The organism is Marinobacter caseinilyticus, from assembly GCF_011074955.1.
Taxonomy (GTDB): domain Bacteria; phylum Pseudomonadota; class Gammaproteobacteria; order Pseudomonadales; family Oleiphilaceae; genus Marinobacter; species Marinobacter caseinilyticus.
Genome location: NZ_WUQJ01000034.1, coordinates 38,266 through 53,965 on the forward strand (window position 1 = coordinate 38,266; position 15,700 = coordinate 53,965).

Genomic DNA, 15,700 nt, shown 5'->3' on the forward strand with positions numbered 1-15,700 from the left:
AAGTGATTGCCGAAGCCGTCACGGCAGCCCGCGGCATGGGCCACAACCTGGCCCGGTCAAGCCTGGTGTGATTTGGCTAAAATGTCATCGTAAGACCAGACATTCACCGCCCGCGCAGGTGAGCTGGCGGTTGCGATCCCTTTGACTTCGTTCACCATCGCCTGTGCCACCGCCTCCGCCCTGATCGCCCGATACGGTCGCAGGGGCCCAAGCAATACGCCGTTCAACACTGGCGCCATTGCGCTGGCCGCCGATTCCGCCAAACGCTGCTCCCGGCGGTCACCGAGTAACAGGCTGGGGTGAAAGATTGAGAGCACATCAAAACCCAGTTCGCGGACGGCGTCTTCCAGTTCACCCTTGGTGCGATTATAGAACACCGATGATCGGGACGACGCCCCGATGGCGGACATCAGCAACAGGGCGTTTGCACCGTGGGCGCGTGCGATGCGTGCGGCTTCCAGACAGTATTGATAATCCACTTTCCGAAATTGGGCCATGGAGCCAGCAGCCTTGATGGTGGAACCGAGACAGCAGACGACGACAGACACATCAAAGCAGTCCGCATGCTCATTCAGCCGATCAAAATCCACCACCACCGCCTGTAATTTGGCGTGCTCCATGTCGATGGGGCGGCGCACCAGTGCGATGACCTTTGACACCTCGCTGGCCTCCAGCAGTCCTGACAACACTGACCGCCCCGTGAGTCCGGTGGCACCTAATAACATGACCTTCATCGCCTGGTTCTCCCTGTTCAAAAATACGGGCCACAGACCCTGAGCCTAGCAGCCCTGGGTATGGATTGAGATAGAATTCCCCGATCTCAAGCACCGACAGACAGGAAGATGCGCATTAATTCACCTGTCTCGATGGCCAGCACGACCGCAGGCGGAACCATCTTGGCACGGCCTTGGCGTAGTGACGGTAGGCATCACCGTGGATCGCTTCCAACGCCTGCTCTTCGGCGCGGGCTTGTCGCACGATGACAACGCAGCCCGTGATCAGGCAGACCAACGAAAACACGCTGGGCAGGGCCAAAAAAAACCCCAGTTGCCCCAGCATGATGGCGCAAAAAAGCGGGTTGCGACTGAGGTGAAACGGGCCGCCCCTGATCAGCCCTGTGCGACGTTCGTAATCAATGCCTGAACGCCAGTCCTGATGCATGTAGGCCTGCACGAAATCGATCAGGAAAAAAGACACCAGCAGCAACACGGTGCCGGCCACTAACACGACCGGATGGTAGAGGGTTGAGAAAACACCGAGATAGGGGTCGATATCGAAGCCGACGCGCACCCAACAGATACCCAGGATAGCCGCGCGGAACACGTTGAAGAGGTGCCGATGCCACCAGGTGGCAGACCCACGCCGGCCATAGTGAATATGCGAGAACCGCAAGCGTTCGTATAGGCCCAGGCTCCGGCTGGTGTAATGCAGACCAATCAGTAAAAAATAGACAGCCAGAAAATGCCGGGTGAACACATCGACTGAACTCATGGCCTTAGCGTTCCTTGCGCCTTAAAAAGGAAATTGAAGCTTACCCTTCCCATGCCATCGCGAACAAGGCGGCGGGCGGTCTCCCGATAGCACATTCCGTCCTGTTTTGGTTTGGGCTAGAGTACGGAAACGCTTCAATTCCGGATAGGCCATGACCGCGCAACAGACCCCGAAATCATTGCACGCATTCTCAGACGACGCACTCGCGGATCATGATGCCACCGCACTTGCGGAACAACTCCGACGTGGCGAGTTGAGCATTGACGAGGTGACGGCTGCGGCGATAGCCCGGGCGGAGGCGATGGAACCGTTGATCCATGCTATCGCAACATCGGACTTTGCCTCTGCCAGGCAGCAGAAACCGCCCCTGCCAGACCGCTGCTTTGCCGGCGTACCCACCTTTATCAAAGACAACACCGACATTACCGGTCTCCCCACGGGCCATGGCTCCGGGGCGATTCATGGTCGCCCGGCCCGCACCAGCTGTAAATTTATGCAGCAGTTCATGGCGCAAGGATTTGTCTGTCTCGGCAAAAGCAAACTGCCCGAATTCGGGTTCAACGCCACCACCGAATACGAACACGACCAGCCAACCCGCAACCCCTGGAATCCGGACTATTCTGCCGGTGCGTCGTCCGGTGGAGCGGCCGCACTGGTGGCTGCGGGGGTGGTACCAATGGCCCATGCCAACGACGGTGGTGGGTCCATCCGCATTCCGGCCGCGTGCTGCGGTTTGATCGGCCTGAAGCCCAGCCGGGGGCGCCTGGTCGACGGCCATGCCGCCAAATCCCTGCCCATCAACGTGATTGTCGAGGGCGTGCTTACCCGCAGTGTGCGCGATACCGCCAATTTTTTCGCCGCCGCTGAACACCACTACCAAACCAAAAGACTGCCAGCCATCGGCAGCGTGACAGCACCCGCCGCCCGGTGCATGAAAATCGGCGTGATTTTGGATTCCGTCAACGGTCACAAAACCGATGCTGAGACACGTGTTTCGGTGGAAAACACGGCGCTGCGCCTGGCAGATCTGGGTCATCATCTTGAGGCCATGCCAATGCCAGTTGCCGACAGCTTTCCCGACGATTTTGCCTTGTACTGGAGCATGCTGGCATTTGCGGTGCGGACCACCGGTAACAGAACCATGGATACCAGCTTCAGCAAGCATCAGGTGGATGGTTTGACTCTGGGACTGGACCGCCGGTTCAAGCGCCGGGTGGTTCACCTTCCGGCAGCATTGTGGCGCCTGCGTCGTTCCTACCACGATTATGCCCATGCCATGGCCGGTTATGATGCGGTATTGATGCCGGTTCTGGGTCACACCACGCCTGAAATCGGGTTTCTTTGCCCGACGGTGGATTTTGACACGCTGTTTGACCGCCTGACGCATTACGCCTGTTTCACACCCCTGGCCAATGCCACGGGTGCGCCGGCGATCTCGCTGCCGATGGGCACCTCACGCAACAACCTTCCGATCGGGGTTCAGCTGATGGCGAACCATGGGCGCGAACGCACGCTTCTGGAACTGGCCTTCGAGCTGGAACAGGCGGCGCCGTGGCGCAAAATTACGGCCTGAGAATGAAGGCAGTGAGAGCCTCATGTACACGGGACAGGCTCGTTGGCAACCCGTACACGTTGTCACTAATGTGATCAGAGTGTTGGACAGCCTTGCCTTCACTTGCCATTATTGGTGATCTTTACCTGCAATCGGTCGGCGCTAATGTCTGACAACAAGGTCTTCATCGACTTCCACGAAGCCCTGATGAACATGAGCCACAGTCAGGACTTCACCAATGATCACCGTGAGAACAAGCTCTCAGCCCTGACCCGGTTGTGTTGCGAACTTCTGGGCGTGGACCGCGTTGGCGTCTGGAAGTTGAGTCCCGATGGCCAGACACTGATCAACGAGCGGCTCACCGACAGCAAGGCGGCCAATCCAGCAACAGAATCACCCGATTTGCTGCTCGAACGCGAGCACCACCCGCACTATTTTGAAGCACTCGCCAGCGCCAGGATCATTGAAGCGCCAGACGCTCAAAACGATCAGCGCACCCACTCGTTTTCAGATCAATACCTGAAGCCCAATGGCATTGTTTCAATGCTTGATGCCCCCATATTCGATTGCGGCCACCTGGGTGGCGTACTCTGTCTGGAAAATCGCACTGAACGCACCTGGACCTTGCCAGAAATCTCTTTCGTGTCTGCGATCGCGGATACGATCAGTCTGATCAATACCCACGAAGCCTGGGTGAAATCCAAACAGAAGCTGGATTACCTTACCCACCACGATGCCCTGACCGGTCTATCAAACCTGCAATCGCTTCAGGATCGTGTCGATTACCTGATTCGAAAAATCAACCGCAGTGGCACCGGGTCTTTTGCCATGATCTGGGTGGATCTCGACCGGCTGAAGGCCATCAACGATGGCCTCGGCCCCAAAGTGGGTGACCAGGTTATTGCGGAAACCGGCAATCGCTTGGCCAAGATCACTATCCCCGGCAAAGACCAACTGGCCCGGATTGGTGGCGATGAGTTCGCAATGATTGTGCGTAAGTACACTTCAGAGGAAGCCTTGGCCGCCGCCAGCCGCAGAATTCTCGCCAACATTGCCTTGCCGATTACAAGTGGCGACCAGACCTTGGCCATGAGCGCCAGCCTGGGCATCTGCCGTTACCCCGGCGACGGCAATGATCCGGAAACGCTGCTCCGCAGTGCCGAGGCGGCGATGTATTTCGCCAAGACTCAGGGTTTGTCCCAGGCGCGCCAGTTTGATACCTCGATACAGACCACTGCCCGCTCCCGCTTTGCGCTTGAGCGCGAACTGCGGGCGGCGCTTCGAAACGATTCACTTGATGTGTTCTACCAACCGATTTTCAGCGCTGCTGATCAGTCCATGGTGAACGCCGAAGCCCTGGTGCGCTGGAACCACCCGGAACGCGGTATGCTGGCCCCTATTGAGTTTCTGGATGTTGCGCGTGGTGCTGGCCTGATGTACCAATTGGGCGAGTGCGTGCTGCGCCGCGTGTGTCGCGACCGCAAGACCGCCATGGAACGTCAGCTCATGATGCCCCCCGTCAGTATTAATCTGGCCGCCGAACAGGTTCTGGACCCGGACTTGCCAGCACTGGTCAGCCAGGTCTGCAAGGACTCTCGCATTCCCCAAAGCAGCCTGCATTTTGAAGTCACCGAGGATTCCATGCAGGGAGACCCACGAACCCTGCAAGCAACTTTGGAGCGCTTGGTCCGCGGCGGTTCAGAGTTAGCAATTGATGATTTTGGCACGGGCTATTCGTCGTTGTCCCGGCTAAAACACCTGCCGTTTTCGATGCTGAAAATAGACCGATCCTTCGTCATGGACATTCCCAATGAAGAGGACGACTGTGCCATTACACTGTCAATCATCGGGTTGGCACGGGGGCTTGGGTTGTCCATCGTCGCGGAGGGCGTCGAAACACAACACCAGGAGCAGTGGCTGAAAGCTCAAGGCTGCGAGTACCTGCAGGGATATCTCTACAGTAAGCCGGTGCCCTTCGAAGCTCTGGCGGCACGCTTTCTTGCCAACACGAGTTCTGACTTCCGCGATCAACGCTAGACAGCGGCTGGGCCGCGTATCCGTGGTCAGGCAGCGAGCACTGAAAACCTGAGACCAGCCTTTTACATGCCTGCGCCCGTGTAAGATGGGAACAGAGACAGCACCTCCCGAAAACTCGCCTCCAACGGGACTTGAACCCTCGGCGGTACCTGATCGACCGGATGCACGAACGTAATGGTGGTGGCGCCCCGGACGCCCTGCCCCTTTTAATCTTGCCCCAGCGGCAACACCGGATTCGGTCGCCGTTCCCGCGGCTCCGCTAATGACACGGAGTAGGCCGAGCGGGTCACGCGCCTTGAAGGCTGACAGGGCTCATGCGCGGGAAAGGCCTGCTGGAAGCGCTGCTGAACTGCGGTGCGGGGCATCTCCAGGGGGCTCTACACGGTCCCTAGCAGCCCCACAATGGCCAGCGTGAAAACAACGGCCATTGCGATGCCTGCCAGCTTGATGCCTTCGTGAATTTCAGTCGTCGTTGACATAATCGCTCCCTGAGTGACCCCAAACATACCTCGCCAATTGACGTTAATGATAACCATTATCATTTGAGGTGACCACTGTTGTTTCTCCTAATTTGCTTCACTCAAATTGCTTCACCCCAATACCCGCTGCCGCATCCCAGTCGTTAGCCTGACAACACCCTGAGTCTCTTCTGGATACCGCTGGCGCAATCTTTGCAGCGTCTTGATTGTCTCATCGAAGTGATCCCGGACTCAGGAGTCTGCACCATGCACGCGAAATCCAATCCAACGCCAATGCCGCGGCCTAAAGCGGCAGACTATCTCATTGCCTCAAAAAAATGTGAGCTCCAGAATCTGGCTTACTTTCTGCAAATGGGACGCTTGGTACTGTGCATCAGCAACCTGATTCATGCCCTGCAACGGGAACGCGGGGCCTCCAACATTTTCCTTGGTTCCGATGGCAAACGATTCGCGAACCAACGCCTTGAGCAAATCGAGACAGCGGATCGCGAGCGATCCAATTTCGAGCAGGCGCTCAACGATATTCATCAGGAACTCACTGAAAACCCTGGCAGTAGTCGCCTGCTTAACCTGATCGCCTGTGCCCTTCATGGTCTCTCGGGCCTGGATGACTTGCGTCACAGAATCCAGGCATTGGACATGACGTCGCAAACCGCCATTGCCGCTTACAGCGAGACCATACAGATGCTGCTCGCGGTTGTGTTCGAGGCCGCAGACAATGCAGTTGACCCAGCCATTGCCGGAATTCTGGTTGCCATGTACAACCTTATGCACGGCAAGGAACTGGCAGGCCAGGAACGCGCTGTCGGCTCGGCCGGTTTTTCAAGGGGCCGGTTTGACACTGCACTGTCACAGCGCATGGCGCACCTTATTGAGGCGCAGGAACGTTGTTTTGAGGTCTTTGCCAATTTTGCCGATCCGGATTCCAAGGCGCTCTGGCTGCAGGCCACTGCCAGCCGTCGCGAGGGCGAAGTGGAGCGATTACGCCAACTGGGCTGCTCCATCGGGCGCTATAAAGATCTTGATACCTCACTCGCCGACCAGTGGTTCGAACTGATGTCTGACCGAATGGACGAACTCAAGACCGTTGAGGACAGCCTGGAGGCCCACTTTCGCAAACGCTGCATCGAGAAGTTCACCGATGCCAAAAACTCGCTGACCCACCAGGAAAGCCTGATTGAATCCCTGGATCAGCACGACCGGGCGCCCGAACCCATGCTGGTTCTGTGTGGTACCCAACCAAACGATCCGCACGCCGATACGGTACAAAGCGATGGGGTCAGCCAACGTTTTGGTCGCTCTATTTTTGACCTGGTACAGCAACAGGCGCAGCGACTGCAACAAATGAGTGACGAGTTGTGCGCCGCCAAAGAAGCACTGGAAGATCGGAAAACACAAGAGAAAGCGGTGCTGCTATTGATGAACCATCGTCAGATTTCCAATGACGAAGCGCACAAACTGCTTCGCAAGCTGGCCATGAACCAGGGTAAAAAACTACCTGACGTGGCGCGAAGCATTGTTGCGATGGCGGATGTACTGGCCTGATCAGCGCGGTGACGCGAAGTTTTGAGCCCAGTACACGCCAAAGGTCGATTGTGGTGACGTGGCCCGGCCCTGACCAAAATGGGTATAACCGCTGTTCATCACATTGTCGCAGTGGCCAGCACTTTGCAGCCAACCCGTCATCACAGCCGCGACGGTTGGCGATCCGGCCGCGACATTTTCACCCACCGACTGCCAGGCATAGTTCGCGTCACTGATGCGCATCGCCAGCGTAGAGCCGTCGCTTGAGGTGTGACTGACGAAATCGATCGCGGCCATATCGTTGGCGTGACGCTGGGCAGCAGCGTCCAGCTCACAACGATAACTCAGATTCGGGGCGGCGGGTTTCGTCATTGCGCCACATTGCCGGGCCTCGGAGCGGGCATTATTGACCGCCACCAGCATGGCCAGATCCGTTGCCGACATGCATTGCTCAATGGTCGCCTGGGTGGTGACGCCGATTGGCCCCGCCGTGTCGAATGTCCAGGCAACACCTCCGTAGGCTTCTCCCTCCTGCGACATCAGTCCGTGGGTCAGTTGCACGGCATAGGTTTTACGAGGCTGCAAAGCCACCGCCGGTGTCAGCGTCAGGGTATGGCCGTCAGGATCGTGGCTCAACGTCACAGACACGGGGGCGTTGGCCAACATCAGTCGCACGTTGTCGGGATTCACCGTCGATGGCATCAACGCCTGATTGAACCGCACCGAGACCGTGCCCACCAGAGACTGGTTGACCGAGCCGGCCACCGGGCGGTGGTCTACCACCTGCAGATCCGAAACGGTTTCCGCCGGCAGCGGGTGATCCTCTTCCGGCTCTTTGGGTTCGCCAATTCTGACAATCAGCCCGTCGTCACTGGTCGCCTGAATCCTGCAACCGGCCACCAGTGCCCACACAGTGACGAGCGTGGTGGCGAGTATCACCATACTCAGGTTTGTCGCTGATCCCGTGTACACCCTGAACACCCTTTTGCCTGCCCTATTAATCTGATTTTAACCCCCACTGTGTTGGCTGTCCTTGCTGGCCGGGATATCTTGCGCAACCGTAATCAAGCCATCAGACTGCGAGCATGCCACCTCGGGTATTTGGCCATTCGGAGAGGTCCAATTGATCATTGTCACCGGTGGATCCAAGCCGTAATTTCATCGGGTTCCTATTTCGGCAAAGCCCGCTATCTCGACAGAATTGTGCATCTTCGCGAGTTTCGACAATACTTACCGCTACGCCTTTAAACAGAACGACCGTCGTATCCAACAACAACCGTGAGAGGAAGGTTCATGTATTGCACTCAAGCCTTACGTCGCGCCGCACTTGTTGCGCCCCGCCGCGAAGCCACCCTTTGTGGTGATCGAACGCAAAGCTATACCGAACTGTACGCCCGGGTATCAAAACTGGCCGGGGCACTGCACGCACAGGGCGTGAACACCGGGGACCGGGTCGCGATCCTGTCGCTGAACTCCGACCGCTATTTCGAAACGTTCTTCGCAGTGCCCTTTGCCGGGGCCGTCCTGGTGCCACTGAATATTCGTTGGTCGGTAACCGAGAACCTGTATTCGCTGAGAGATTCCGGGACCACCACGCTGCTGGTCGATGACACATTTGTAGGTGTTGCCCAGGCGATACAGGCACAGGAGAGTCCGGTCACCCAGTTCATTTACATCGGTGAAGAAGAGACCCCAGCCGGAATGCTGAACTACGAATCCATACTGGCAGCCGCAATGCCCGCTGAAGACGCCATGCGGGGCTGCGACGACCTGTTTGCCATCATGTACACCGGTGGTACCACGGGTTTTCCTAAAGGTGTCATGATTTCACACACCAACTTTTACAGCAGCAGCCTTGTTGCGGTGGGGTCGCTGCGCTTTAATCATTACCCGGCCCGCTACCTGCACGCCGCTCCGATGTTTCATGTTGCTGACGCGGCGATGTCGTTTGCCAGTGTCATTACCGCCGCAACCCATGTATTCATTCCGGCATTCTCACCCGATGCGACCGCCAGGGCGATTGAAACCTATGGCGTAACGGACACATTGCTGGTGCCTACCATGGTTGCCATGATGTTGGAACAAAATGCCTTCGCCAACGCCGACATCCGCACCTTGCGCAAAATTGTGTACGGTGCCTCTCCCATGCCAGAAGGCACCCTGCGCAAGGCGCTGGCCCAGCTACCGGACGTAGAATTTTATCAGGCATACGGCCAGACGGAGCTGGCCCCCATGGGGTCTATCCTGGCGCCGGAATACCACGTCTTTGACGGCCCTATGGCTGGCAAAACCCGTTCGGCCGGGATACCCGGATACATCCTGGATGTGAAAATTGTCGGCGCCGATGGGCAGGCGCTGGCCACAGGGGGCATAGGCGAAATCGCCATGCGTGGCCCCAACTGCATGCTCGGTTACTGGAACAAACCTGAACAGACCGCCCAGGCCCTGGTCGATGGCTGGGTGATGACAGGCGACGCCGGCTATCTGGACGAGGATGGTTTTCTGTTCCTGGTGGATCGCGTCAAAGACATGATCGTCACCGGCGGCGAAAATGTTTTCTCGGCGGAAGTGGAAAGTGCTCTATCCCAGCACGCGGCTGTTAACGAAGCGGTGGTGGTTGGCATCCCCAGCGAACAATGGGGTGAGGCGGTACACGCCATCGTCAGGCTGATGCCGGATCAGACCGCCACAGAAGCAGCCATCATTGAGTTTTGCCACGGCCTGATTGCCGGCTATAAATGCCCTCAAAGTGTCGAGTTCCGGGAAGAGCCCTTCCCCATGACCGGGGCGGGCAAGCTGCGCAAGGTGGATTTGCGCAAGCCCTACTGGGAGGGTCACGACCGGTCCGTTAACTGACTCCCCGCCATGCGCCGTTTGGACCGAGGGTTCTTACGGCGTCGTTTTCCCTCCTGCAGACTGTTTTTTGTGATCGACATAAATCAATGCGTCGGTATCAAAGCCCAGCGTCCGGGTCCGGTCCAGAAATTCGGCCATCACCGTCTCGCTGACCTCCGGGGCGCGGGCCAGCAACCACAAATAAGATGTGTCCGGTCCCGAGACGAAGGCGTACTCATACCCGTTCTGGTCAAGACCGAAGACCACATAAGCACCGTAAAAAGGACCGAAAAAAGACACCTTCAGGTAACCTACGTCACTTGAATCTACAAAGTATGCCCGCCCCTCCGCTTCAGACCACGCCTGATCTTCCTCGGAATACCCGCGATTAATGACCCGAAGTCCGCCGTCGTCACGGCGTGAATATTCCGCTGTCACCTGGCTGAGCCCCGCTTCGAAGGAATGGTCCAGGCGAGCAATCTCGTACCATTTTCCAAGGTATTTCTCGGCCTCAAACCCTCTGACCGGCTGCACTCCATCTGGCACACGGACACAGGACGTTAACAGCAATACCACGATGACGGATGTAAGAAGTTTCATGGCACCGACTATAGGCAATCAACGACCAAATGGGAATTCAAGACACGCTGAACACCCCACCTGTCCGGAACCAATGCCCGGGACGATTCACAACCGCCCGACACTTCAGGCTCGGTGGAATTTGCCGCCTTTAATGGCAAAGGGGTTGTTGAAGCTGGAAGACTCGCCCTGGAGCGTGGCTTCCGGATGGTTTTTCGCCATCAGCATTTTCATCTCTTCAACATGAGCCTTCGGCGTATCCACCATCACCAGATACTTACCGTCGTCAATATCACGATGAAACCGTCTGATCCGATAATTTTCCGAGGAGATACCACCAAATCCTCCGAGCCAGCCACCTGCAACCACCAGGAATACAAACATGGCGAACCAGGCGATGGTGGGCAAAGGCAGGGAACTGAACACGGCCAGGGGCACCACAACGGCAAGACCGAACAGAGCACCGATCATCATACCCCGTTCGACAAACCGGACCAGGTCGGTTCGATCCAATACACTGGCGCCGTGGAGCCTATGAGTATAAAGCCCTGCGTCGTCTTTACTGACGATGTGAAACCGCCAGTTAGTGATGCCTTTTTCATGCAGGTCATCGGAAATGTCCTGCACACTGTCGATAGAGTCAACCAGATAGAAAAGTCGCTTCATGACCAACCTCCCGCTGCTTGAGCAGAGTGAATGGACGACATTTTTATTATAACCCCGGACGGGTATCCGGCTGCGATCGGATAAGACCGTATTCCGATGACCGTGTTCCGCTCACCGCAGCCGTATCCTGCAACAGGCCTGACTGCTGACTGAAGAGCAACGCCACAGGTCGCGCGGAGACATCCATGCCCTGATTGGGTGCCCACAATTCGAAAAACTGAATAAAAAGGTTGATCCGGCCCAAAGCTCTGGGTTAAGTTTTGACCAGATTCTTTTGATAGAGACTTAAATTACAATGATTCGTTCCATGCTTGTCGTCGTGATGCTCGTTCTGGTGGTGATTATGCCACCCGGGGGCTGGCGCGTGGACGAGCGGATGAGTTAGCAAACACCATCCAGAACGAACACCCAAGCCCCCGGCACCGACAAGGTCCCGGGGGCTTTTTTTGCATAGGGAAAAAGAGCATGAACGCGGCACACCACATCCTGGAAACGCTCCAGCGCAATGGCATCGACACAGTGTTTGGCTATCCCGGCGGCTGCATCATGCCACTGTACGATGCACTGGCTGCCCGTGACATGGCGCGAGAGGCAGCGGGTAATATTCAGCATGTACTGTGCCGCCACGAGCAAGGTTGCGCCCTGGCCGCGGACGGCTACGCCCGCGCCAGCGGCCGTATCGGTGTCTGCATTGCCACCTCGGGGCCCGGCGCCACCAACCTGATTACCGGTGTGGCCAATGCCCACCGGGACTCAATTCCGCTGCTGGTCATCACCGGTCAGGTACCGACCACGCTAATAGGTACCGACGCGTTTCAGGAAACCGACGTTCTTGGCATGGCGTTGGGCATTGTCAAACACAGTTATCTGGTGACGTCGGCGGAAGAGCTGCCTCAGATTCTGGACGACGCCCTGTCCCTGGCCCAGTCCGGTCGTCCTGGCCCGGTATGGCTCGATATTCCGAAAGACATTTTACTCACCGAACTGCCGGCTCCAGGCCCGACCCTGACACCGCCGGCTGCGCCAAAGACCTCACCGGACGTATCGGCCGCATTGGCCCTGTTGCGCCAGGCAAACAAACCGCTGCTGTACAGTGGCGGCGGCGTCAGTCTGGCCAGCGCCGAGGACGCCTTCCGCCGTTTTGCGGCAGTGTCCGGCCTACCGAATGTTGTGACCCTGAAGGGCATTGGCAATCCGGGTCTGGCAAACCCTGATTATCTTGGCATGCTCGGGATGCACGGTTCTCGTGCCGCAAACAAAGCCGTCGACCAATGCGATGTGCTGCTGGTGATTGGCGCGCGCCTGGACGATCGAGCGACCGGCCAGTTACAGACATTTGCCCCTCATGCACGGCTGATTCATCTGGACGCCGATGCGGCGGAACTGGGCAAACTTAAAACAGCGGACATCGCCCTGCCCTGTGAACTGAACGCTACGCTGGACAGCTTGTCGGAGGCGCTGGAGGCCTCTCCCCTGAGGATAGAACCCTGGCGCCAGCAGTGCCGGAACGGGTTTATCACCCAGGGATTTCACGCGGCCCAGAATGACGAACCCCATGCCCCGATTACCGGTACCGCGTTTGTTCGTGAGCTGTCCCGGCTGACCCCGGATGACGCCATCATCGCCTGCGATGTGGGCCAACATCAGATGTGGATTGCCCAACACTACGAGTTCGGCCACCCCCGTCATCATCTGTCCAGCGGTGGGCTCGGCACCATGGGCTTTGGGCTTCCGGCCGCCATTGGCGCACAGTTTGCGCGTCCCGGCCAGACCGTCATCAACGTCACCGGAGACGGCTCCTTCATGATGAACGCCCAGGAGCTGGCGACGATTCGCCGCTACAAGCTGCCGGTCAAACTGATCATTCTTGATAACCAGTGTCTGGGCATGGTCCGCCAGCAACAGGAGCTGTTCTACGGCAATCGGGAAAGTGAGATCAACCTGGACGACAACCCGGATTTCGTTGCTCTGGCACGGGCCTTTGACATCCCCGCCTTATCGATTCATCGGGTCGATCAGATCCAGCGCGGCATCGGAACCTTGCTGGCATACAACAAAGCGATTGTCCTGCACGTCGCCATTGCCCGGGAGGACAATGTATGGCCCATCGTCAAGCCAGGCGCCAGCAACATCGAGATGCTCGACGAGTCTTATAGAACCAACAATCACCCCATCAAGGAACGCATTGCATGAGCCCAACAACCACACAATCATCAACGTGTCACCAGCTGGCGTGCCGGATGCAGGCGGAGCCAGCGGCGCTGGAGCGGGTGTGTCAGGTGATCCGTATTCGAGGCTTCAGGATTGATCAGATGCAGGTGGTGAACGAGGGCGAGGTGCTGGCAATCACGCTGCAACTGACGGGGGATCGGCCTGTCAGCATGCTGTGTTCACAAATCGAAAAGCTTCACAGTGTGCTGACCCTGACACTGGCCGGGCAGCAGGCACCGGCCCGGCAAACAGCCTGACCGGTGCCCGGGATCAAGCCATTAATTCTGGCTCACGATACGGTCGATTTCGCCATCGGCGTGGGCTTTATCCAGCCCCCGCTGCAGGTCTGCCACCACGGCCGGGTCGGTCTGAACGCTTACGGCCAGGTACATGGGCGTTTCCCGGAAAACCAGCACCGGTTTCAGTCCGGTTATGTCGTGGGTTTCTTTCGCCACTAGCGGGCCCACCAAGCCATCGGTGACCCACAAGTCGGCCTGGCCCAGTATCAGTCGGCGGGGATTCTGTTCACCCGATACGCTCATGGTGACGTCAAACCCTTCACTGACCAGGTAATCGGACATCACGTCGCCTTTGTAGCCGGCGATTTGATACTGTTTGGCGTCAGCCAGATTGTCCAGAGTGATATCGGAATCGGGCGCAGCAAACAAGGTCCACTTGATTGATGCCAGCGGCCCGACCCATTGAAAAGCACTTTCACGTTCCTCAGTCCGGGCGGTGCAGAACAGAGCATGGTTTTCACGCCCCTGCACCCAATCGTATGAACGGCTCCAGGCCCGCATCTTCATCACGTAGTCGTAGTCCAGATTGGCCATCATGGCCTTAACCATATCGGTACAGATCCCGGTAATGTCTTCTTTGTCGTGGGCGAAGTTTTGTCCGGTGGTGGACGCATTATACGGCGGATAGTTCTCGGTAAAGATGTACAACCGATCGTCCGCAATCGCCCATGGCGAGGCGACCATCATCCATAACGCCAACATCGGTTTGAGCCACACGCTGGAGCGTCGGGTTGCTTTGGAGCCTTGCTTGGGGTGCATTACCATTCCTCGTTGTTAGTAGAGAGATTTTGGCGTCTGATCCGTTGGCGTGATGACGGGGGGGTTCAATGACAATGACAACACCTTGCCCAGCGCGCTCAGAAGCTCGCCGTAGCCTAAGCAATTAGCCAGTCGGGCCACTAGTGGCAATTGGTCGACCTATCTGCGGTCGATGCAATCTCAAACCAATGTCAGTTTAGGCTAGCGCTTGTGGATGTTTTTGCAAGTGTTATCACAGGTACACTCGTTGCCGGAAATGACAGTCACACACTGTGTCCGGGGCCGGACGAGGGGAAGGAAGGTGAACGGCATTGGGGATGCTAAAGAACAGCGCCCAGCCGGGACAGTAAAGACACCAATCCACGTGCTGGCACCCTGGCTTCCGTTTCGAAAGTGGGGTGCCAACCGTGCCAGCCAGTCTTATTACCAGGCTTTATAAGGCAGGAACTTACCGTTCATCGTCACGACGACACGGTCCCCTTTTGGGTTTTCCTCCTTGTCCACGCTCATGGAAAAATCGATCGCGCTCATGATGCCATCGCCGAACTTTTCGTGGATCAACTCCTTAATGGTGTCACCGTACACACCCATGACTTCGTAGATGCGATACACCAGCGGGTCTTGCGGAATGGCTTTGTCCCACGCTTTGTGCGGGCATACCTGCAAGGCTTCCGCCACGGACTTATCAAGGCCCAGGGTTTCACACAGCGTGAATGCGGTGTCTTCCGGCATGCTGTTCATTCCAAGGCAAGCCGACGTGGTCCAGACGGGCGACATACCCAGTGCGGCGGCCAACGCTTCCCAGGTCATCCCCTGAGTGACTTTTGCTTCGAGAATTTTTGCAGTCATCAGCTCTTTGTTCATCATGGTTTGCATCTCTCTGGTGGTCGTAGGTTGTGGTGTAGATCAAGTTCAGTCACCGGTGACGGGATCACCCTGTTGGCATTGGCCCTTTTGCCGGTCACCTTCGCACCGAAACCGTGCGGATAAGGTATCGCCAACCACAACAGGCCCGGTGGGGCGCGTCACGTTGCGCGATTGCTTATTACCCAACGCAGGTTTTGTGCCATTACTCGAATAGTTTTTTTGCCCTATGTTTCAGGGCGATACCGACACCACGCGAATCATGAATCGCTACGAAACTTCGTTAATTACGATATTTGGCATTATTTTCTACGATTTTTCGTAGATTTCATGCGCCTTGATACTTCGCTGATTTATGCGTCTGTCAGCAGGGAACGACGGAAGGCTGGGGATCGATACCCACC

The 15,700-nt window shown here is 57.1% G+C and carries 13 protein-coding genes; 6 read left to right on the top strand and 7 right to left on the bottom strand.

The window, feature by feature from the left end:
* Window positions 1–56: 56 nt before the first annotated feature.
* Both GRX64_RS16850 and GRX64_RS16855 read right to left on the bottom strand, forming a co-directional pair.
* The gene (locus tag GRX64_RS16850; RefSeq protein ID WP_166268913.1) at window positions 57–734 is read right to left on the bottom strand and encodes an NAD(P)H-binding protein; all 678 of its coding nucleotides are present in this window, start codon (window positions 732–734) and stop codon (window positions 57–59) included.
* Window positions 735–849: 115 nt separating this feature from the next.
* A complete protein-coding gene (locus tag GRX64_RS16855) occupies window positions 850–1,491 on the bottom strand; it encodes a methyltransferase family protein (protein ID WP_166268914.1) in 642 nt (213 codons plus the stop codon).
* 151 nt (window positions 1,492–1,642) lie between these two features.
* Between GRX64_RS16855 and GRX64_RS16860 the strand changes: the two genes are divergently transcribed.
* The 3 genes from GRX64_RS16860 (at window position 1,643) to GRX64_RS16870 (ending at window position 7,104) form a co-directional block, all read left to right on the top strand.
* Window positions 1,643–3,064, top strand: a complete 1,422-nt coding sequence (locus GRX64_RS16860) for an amidase (protein WP_166268915.1) — start codon at window positions 1,643–1,645, stop codon at window positions 3,062–3,064.
* A 144-nt stretch (window positions 3,065–3,208) separates the two neighbouring features.
* On the top strand, window positions 3,209–5,080 hold the full coding sequence (locus tag GRX64_RS16865; RefSeq protein ID WP_166268916.1) for a sensor domain-containing phosphodiesterase: 1,872 nt from the start codon (window positions 3,209–3,211) through the stop codon (window positions 5,078–5,080).
* 725 nt (window positions 5,081–5,805) lie between these two features.
* Window positions 5,806–7,104 (top strand): nitrate regulatory protein, encoded by a 1,299-nt coding sequence (locus GRX64_RS16870; protein ID WP_166268917.1) that lies wholly within the window; start codon window positions 5,806–5,808, stop codon window positions 7,102–7,104.
* Here GRX64_RS16870 and GRX64_RS16875 read toward each other — a convergent pair whose 3' ends face one another.
* Window positions 7,105–8,055 carry a CAP domain-containing protein gene (locus GRX64_RS16875; RefSeq protein ID WP_166268918.1) on the bottom strand — a complete coding sequence of 317 codons (951 nt, stop codon included), beginning with the start codon at window positions 8,053–8,055 and terminating at the stop codon, window positions 7,105–7,107. It abuts the gene before it with no gap.
* 321 nt (window positions 8,056–8,376) lie between these two features.
* Here GRX64_RS16875 and GRX64_RS16880 point away from each other — a divergent pair, with 321 nt between their 5' ends.
* Window positions 8,377–9,939, top strand: coding sequence for a long-chain-fatty-acid--CoA ligase (locus tag GRX64_RS16880; protein ID WP_166268919.1), 1,563 nt, complete (start codon window positions 8,377–8,379; stop codon window positions 9,937–9,939).
* A 33-nt stretch (window positions 9,940–9,972) separates the two neighbouring features.
* Here the strand turns inward: GRX64_RS16880 and GRX64_RS16885 are convergent, their stop codons facing one another.
* Window positions 9,973–10,518, bottom strand: a complete 546-nt coding sequence (locus tag GRX64_RS16885) for a lipocalin family protein (protein ID WP_166268920.1) — start codon at window positions 10,516–10,518, stop codon at window positions 9,973–9,975.
* A 105-nt stretch (window positions 10,519–10,623) separates the two neighbouring features.
* Window positions 10,624–11,163, bottom strand: a complete 540-nt coding sequence (locus tag GRX64_RS16890; RefSeq protein WP_166268921.1) for a hypothetical protein — start codon at window positions 11,161–11,163, stop codon at window positions 10,624–10,626.
* 465 nt (window positions 11,164–11,628) lie between these two features.
* Here GRX64_RS16890 and ilvG point away from each other — a divergent pair, with 465 nt between their 5' ends.
* Together ilvG and GRX64_RS16900 are read left to right on the top strand one after the other, a co-directional pair.
* On the top strand, window positions 11,629–13,356 hold the full coding sequence (ilvG, locus tag GRX64_RS16895) for an acetolactate synthase 2 catalytic subunit (protein ID WP_166268922.1): 1,728 nt from the start codon (window positions 11,629–11,631) through the stop codon (window positions 13,354–13,356).
* Window positions 13,353–13,631 carry an ACT domain-containing protein gene (locus tag GRX64_RS16900; RefSeq protein ID WP_235937733.1) on the top strand — a complete coding sequence of 93 codons (279 nt, stop codon included), beginning with the start codon at window positions 13,353–13,355 and terminating at the stop codon, window positions 13,629–13,631. Before ilvG ends, GRX64_RS16900 begins: the two co-directional genes overlap by 4 nt.
* Window positions 13,632–13,652: 21 nt before the next feature.
* Here GRX64_RS16900 and GRX64_RS16905 read toward each other — a convergent pair whose 3' ends face one another.
* Both GRX64_RS16905 and cynS read right to left on the bottom strand, forming a co-directional pair.
* Entirely contained in the window at window positions 13,653–14,375 is a 723-nt protein-coding gene (locus GRX64_RS16905; protein WP_427901672.1) for a substrate-binding periplasmic protein, read from the bottom strand.
* A gap of 480 nt (window positions 14,376–14,855) precedes the next feature.
* Complete coding sequence (gene cynS / locus GRX64_RS16910; protein ID WP_166268924.1) at window positions 14,856–15,299, bottom strand: cyanase; 444 nt, start codon at window positions 15,297–15,299, stop codon at window positions 14,856–14,858.
* Between the last annotated feature and the right edge of the window lie 401 nt (window positions 15,300–15,700).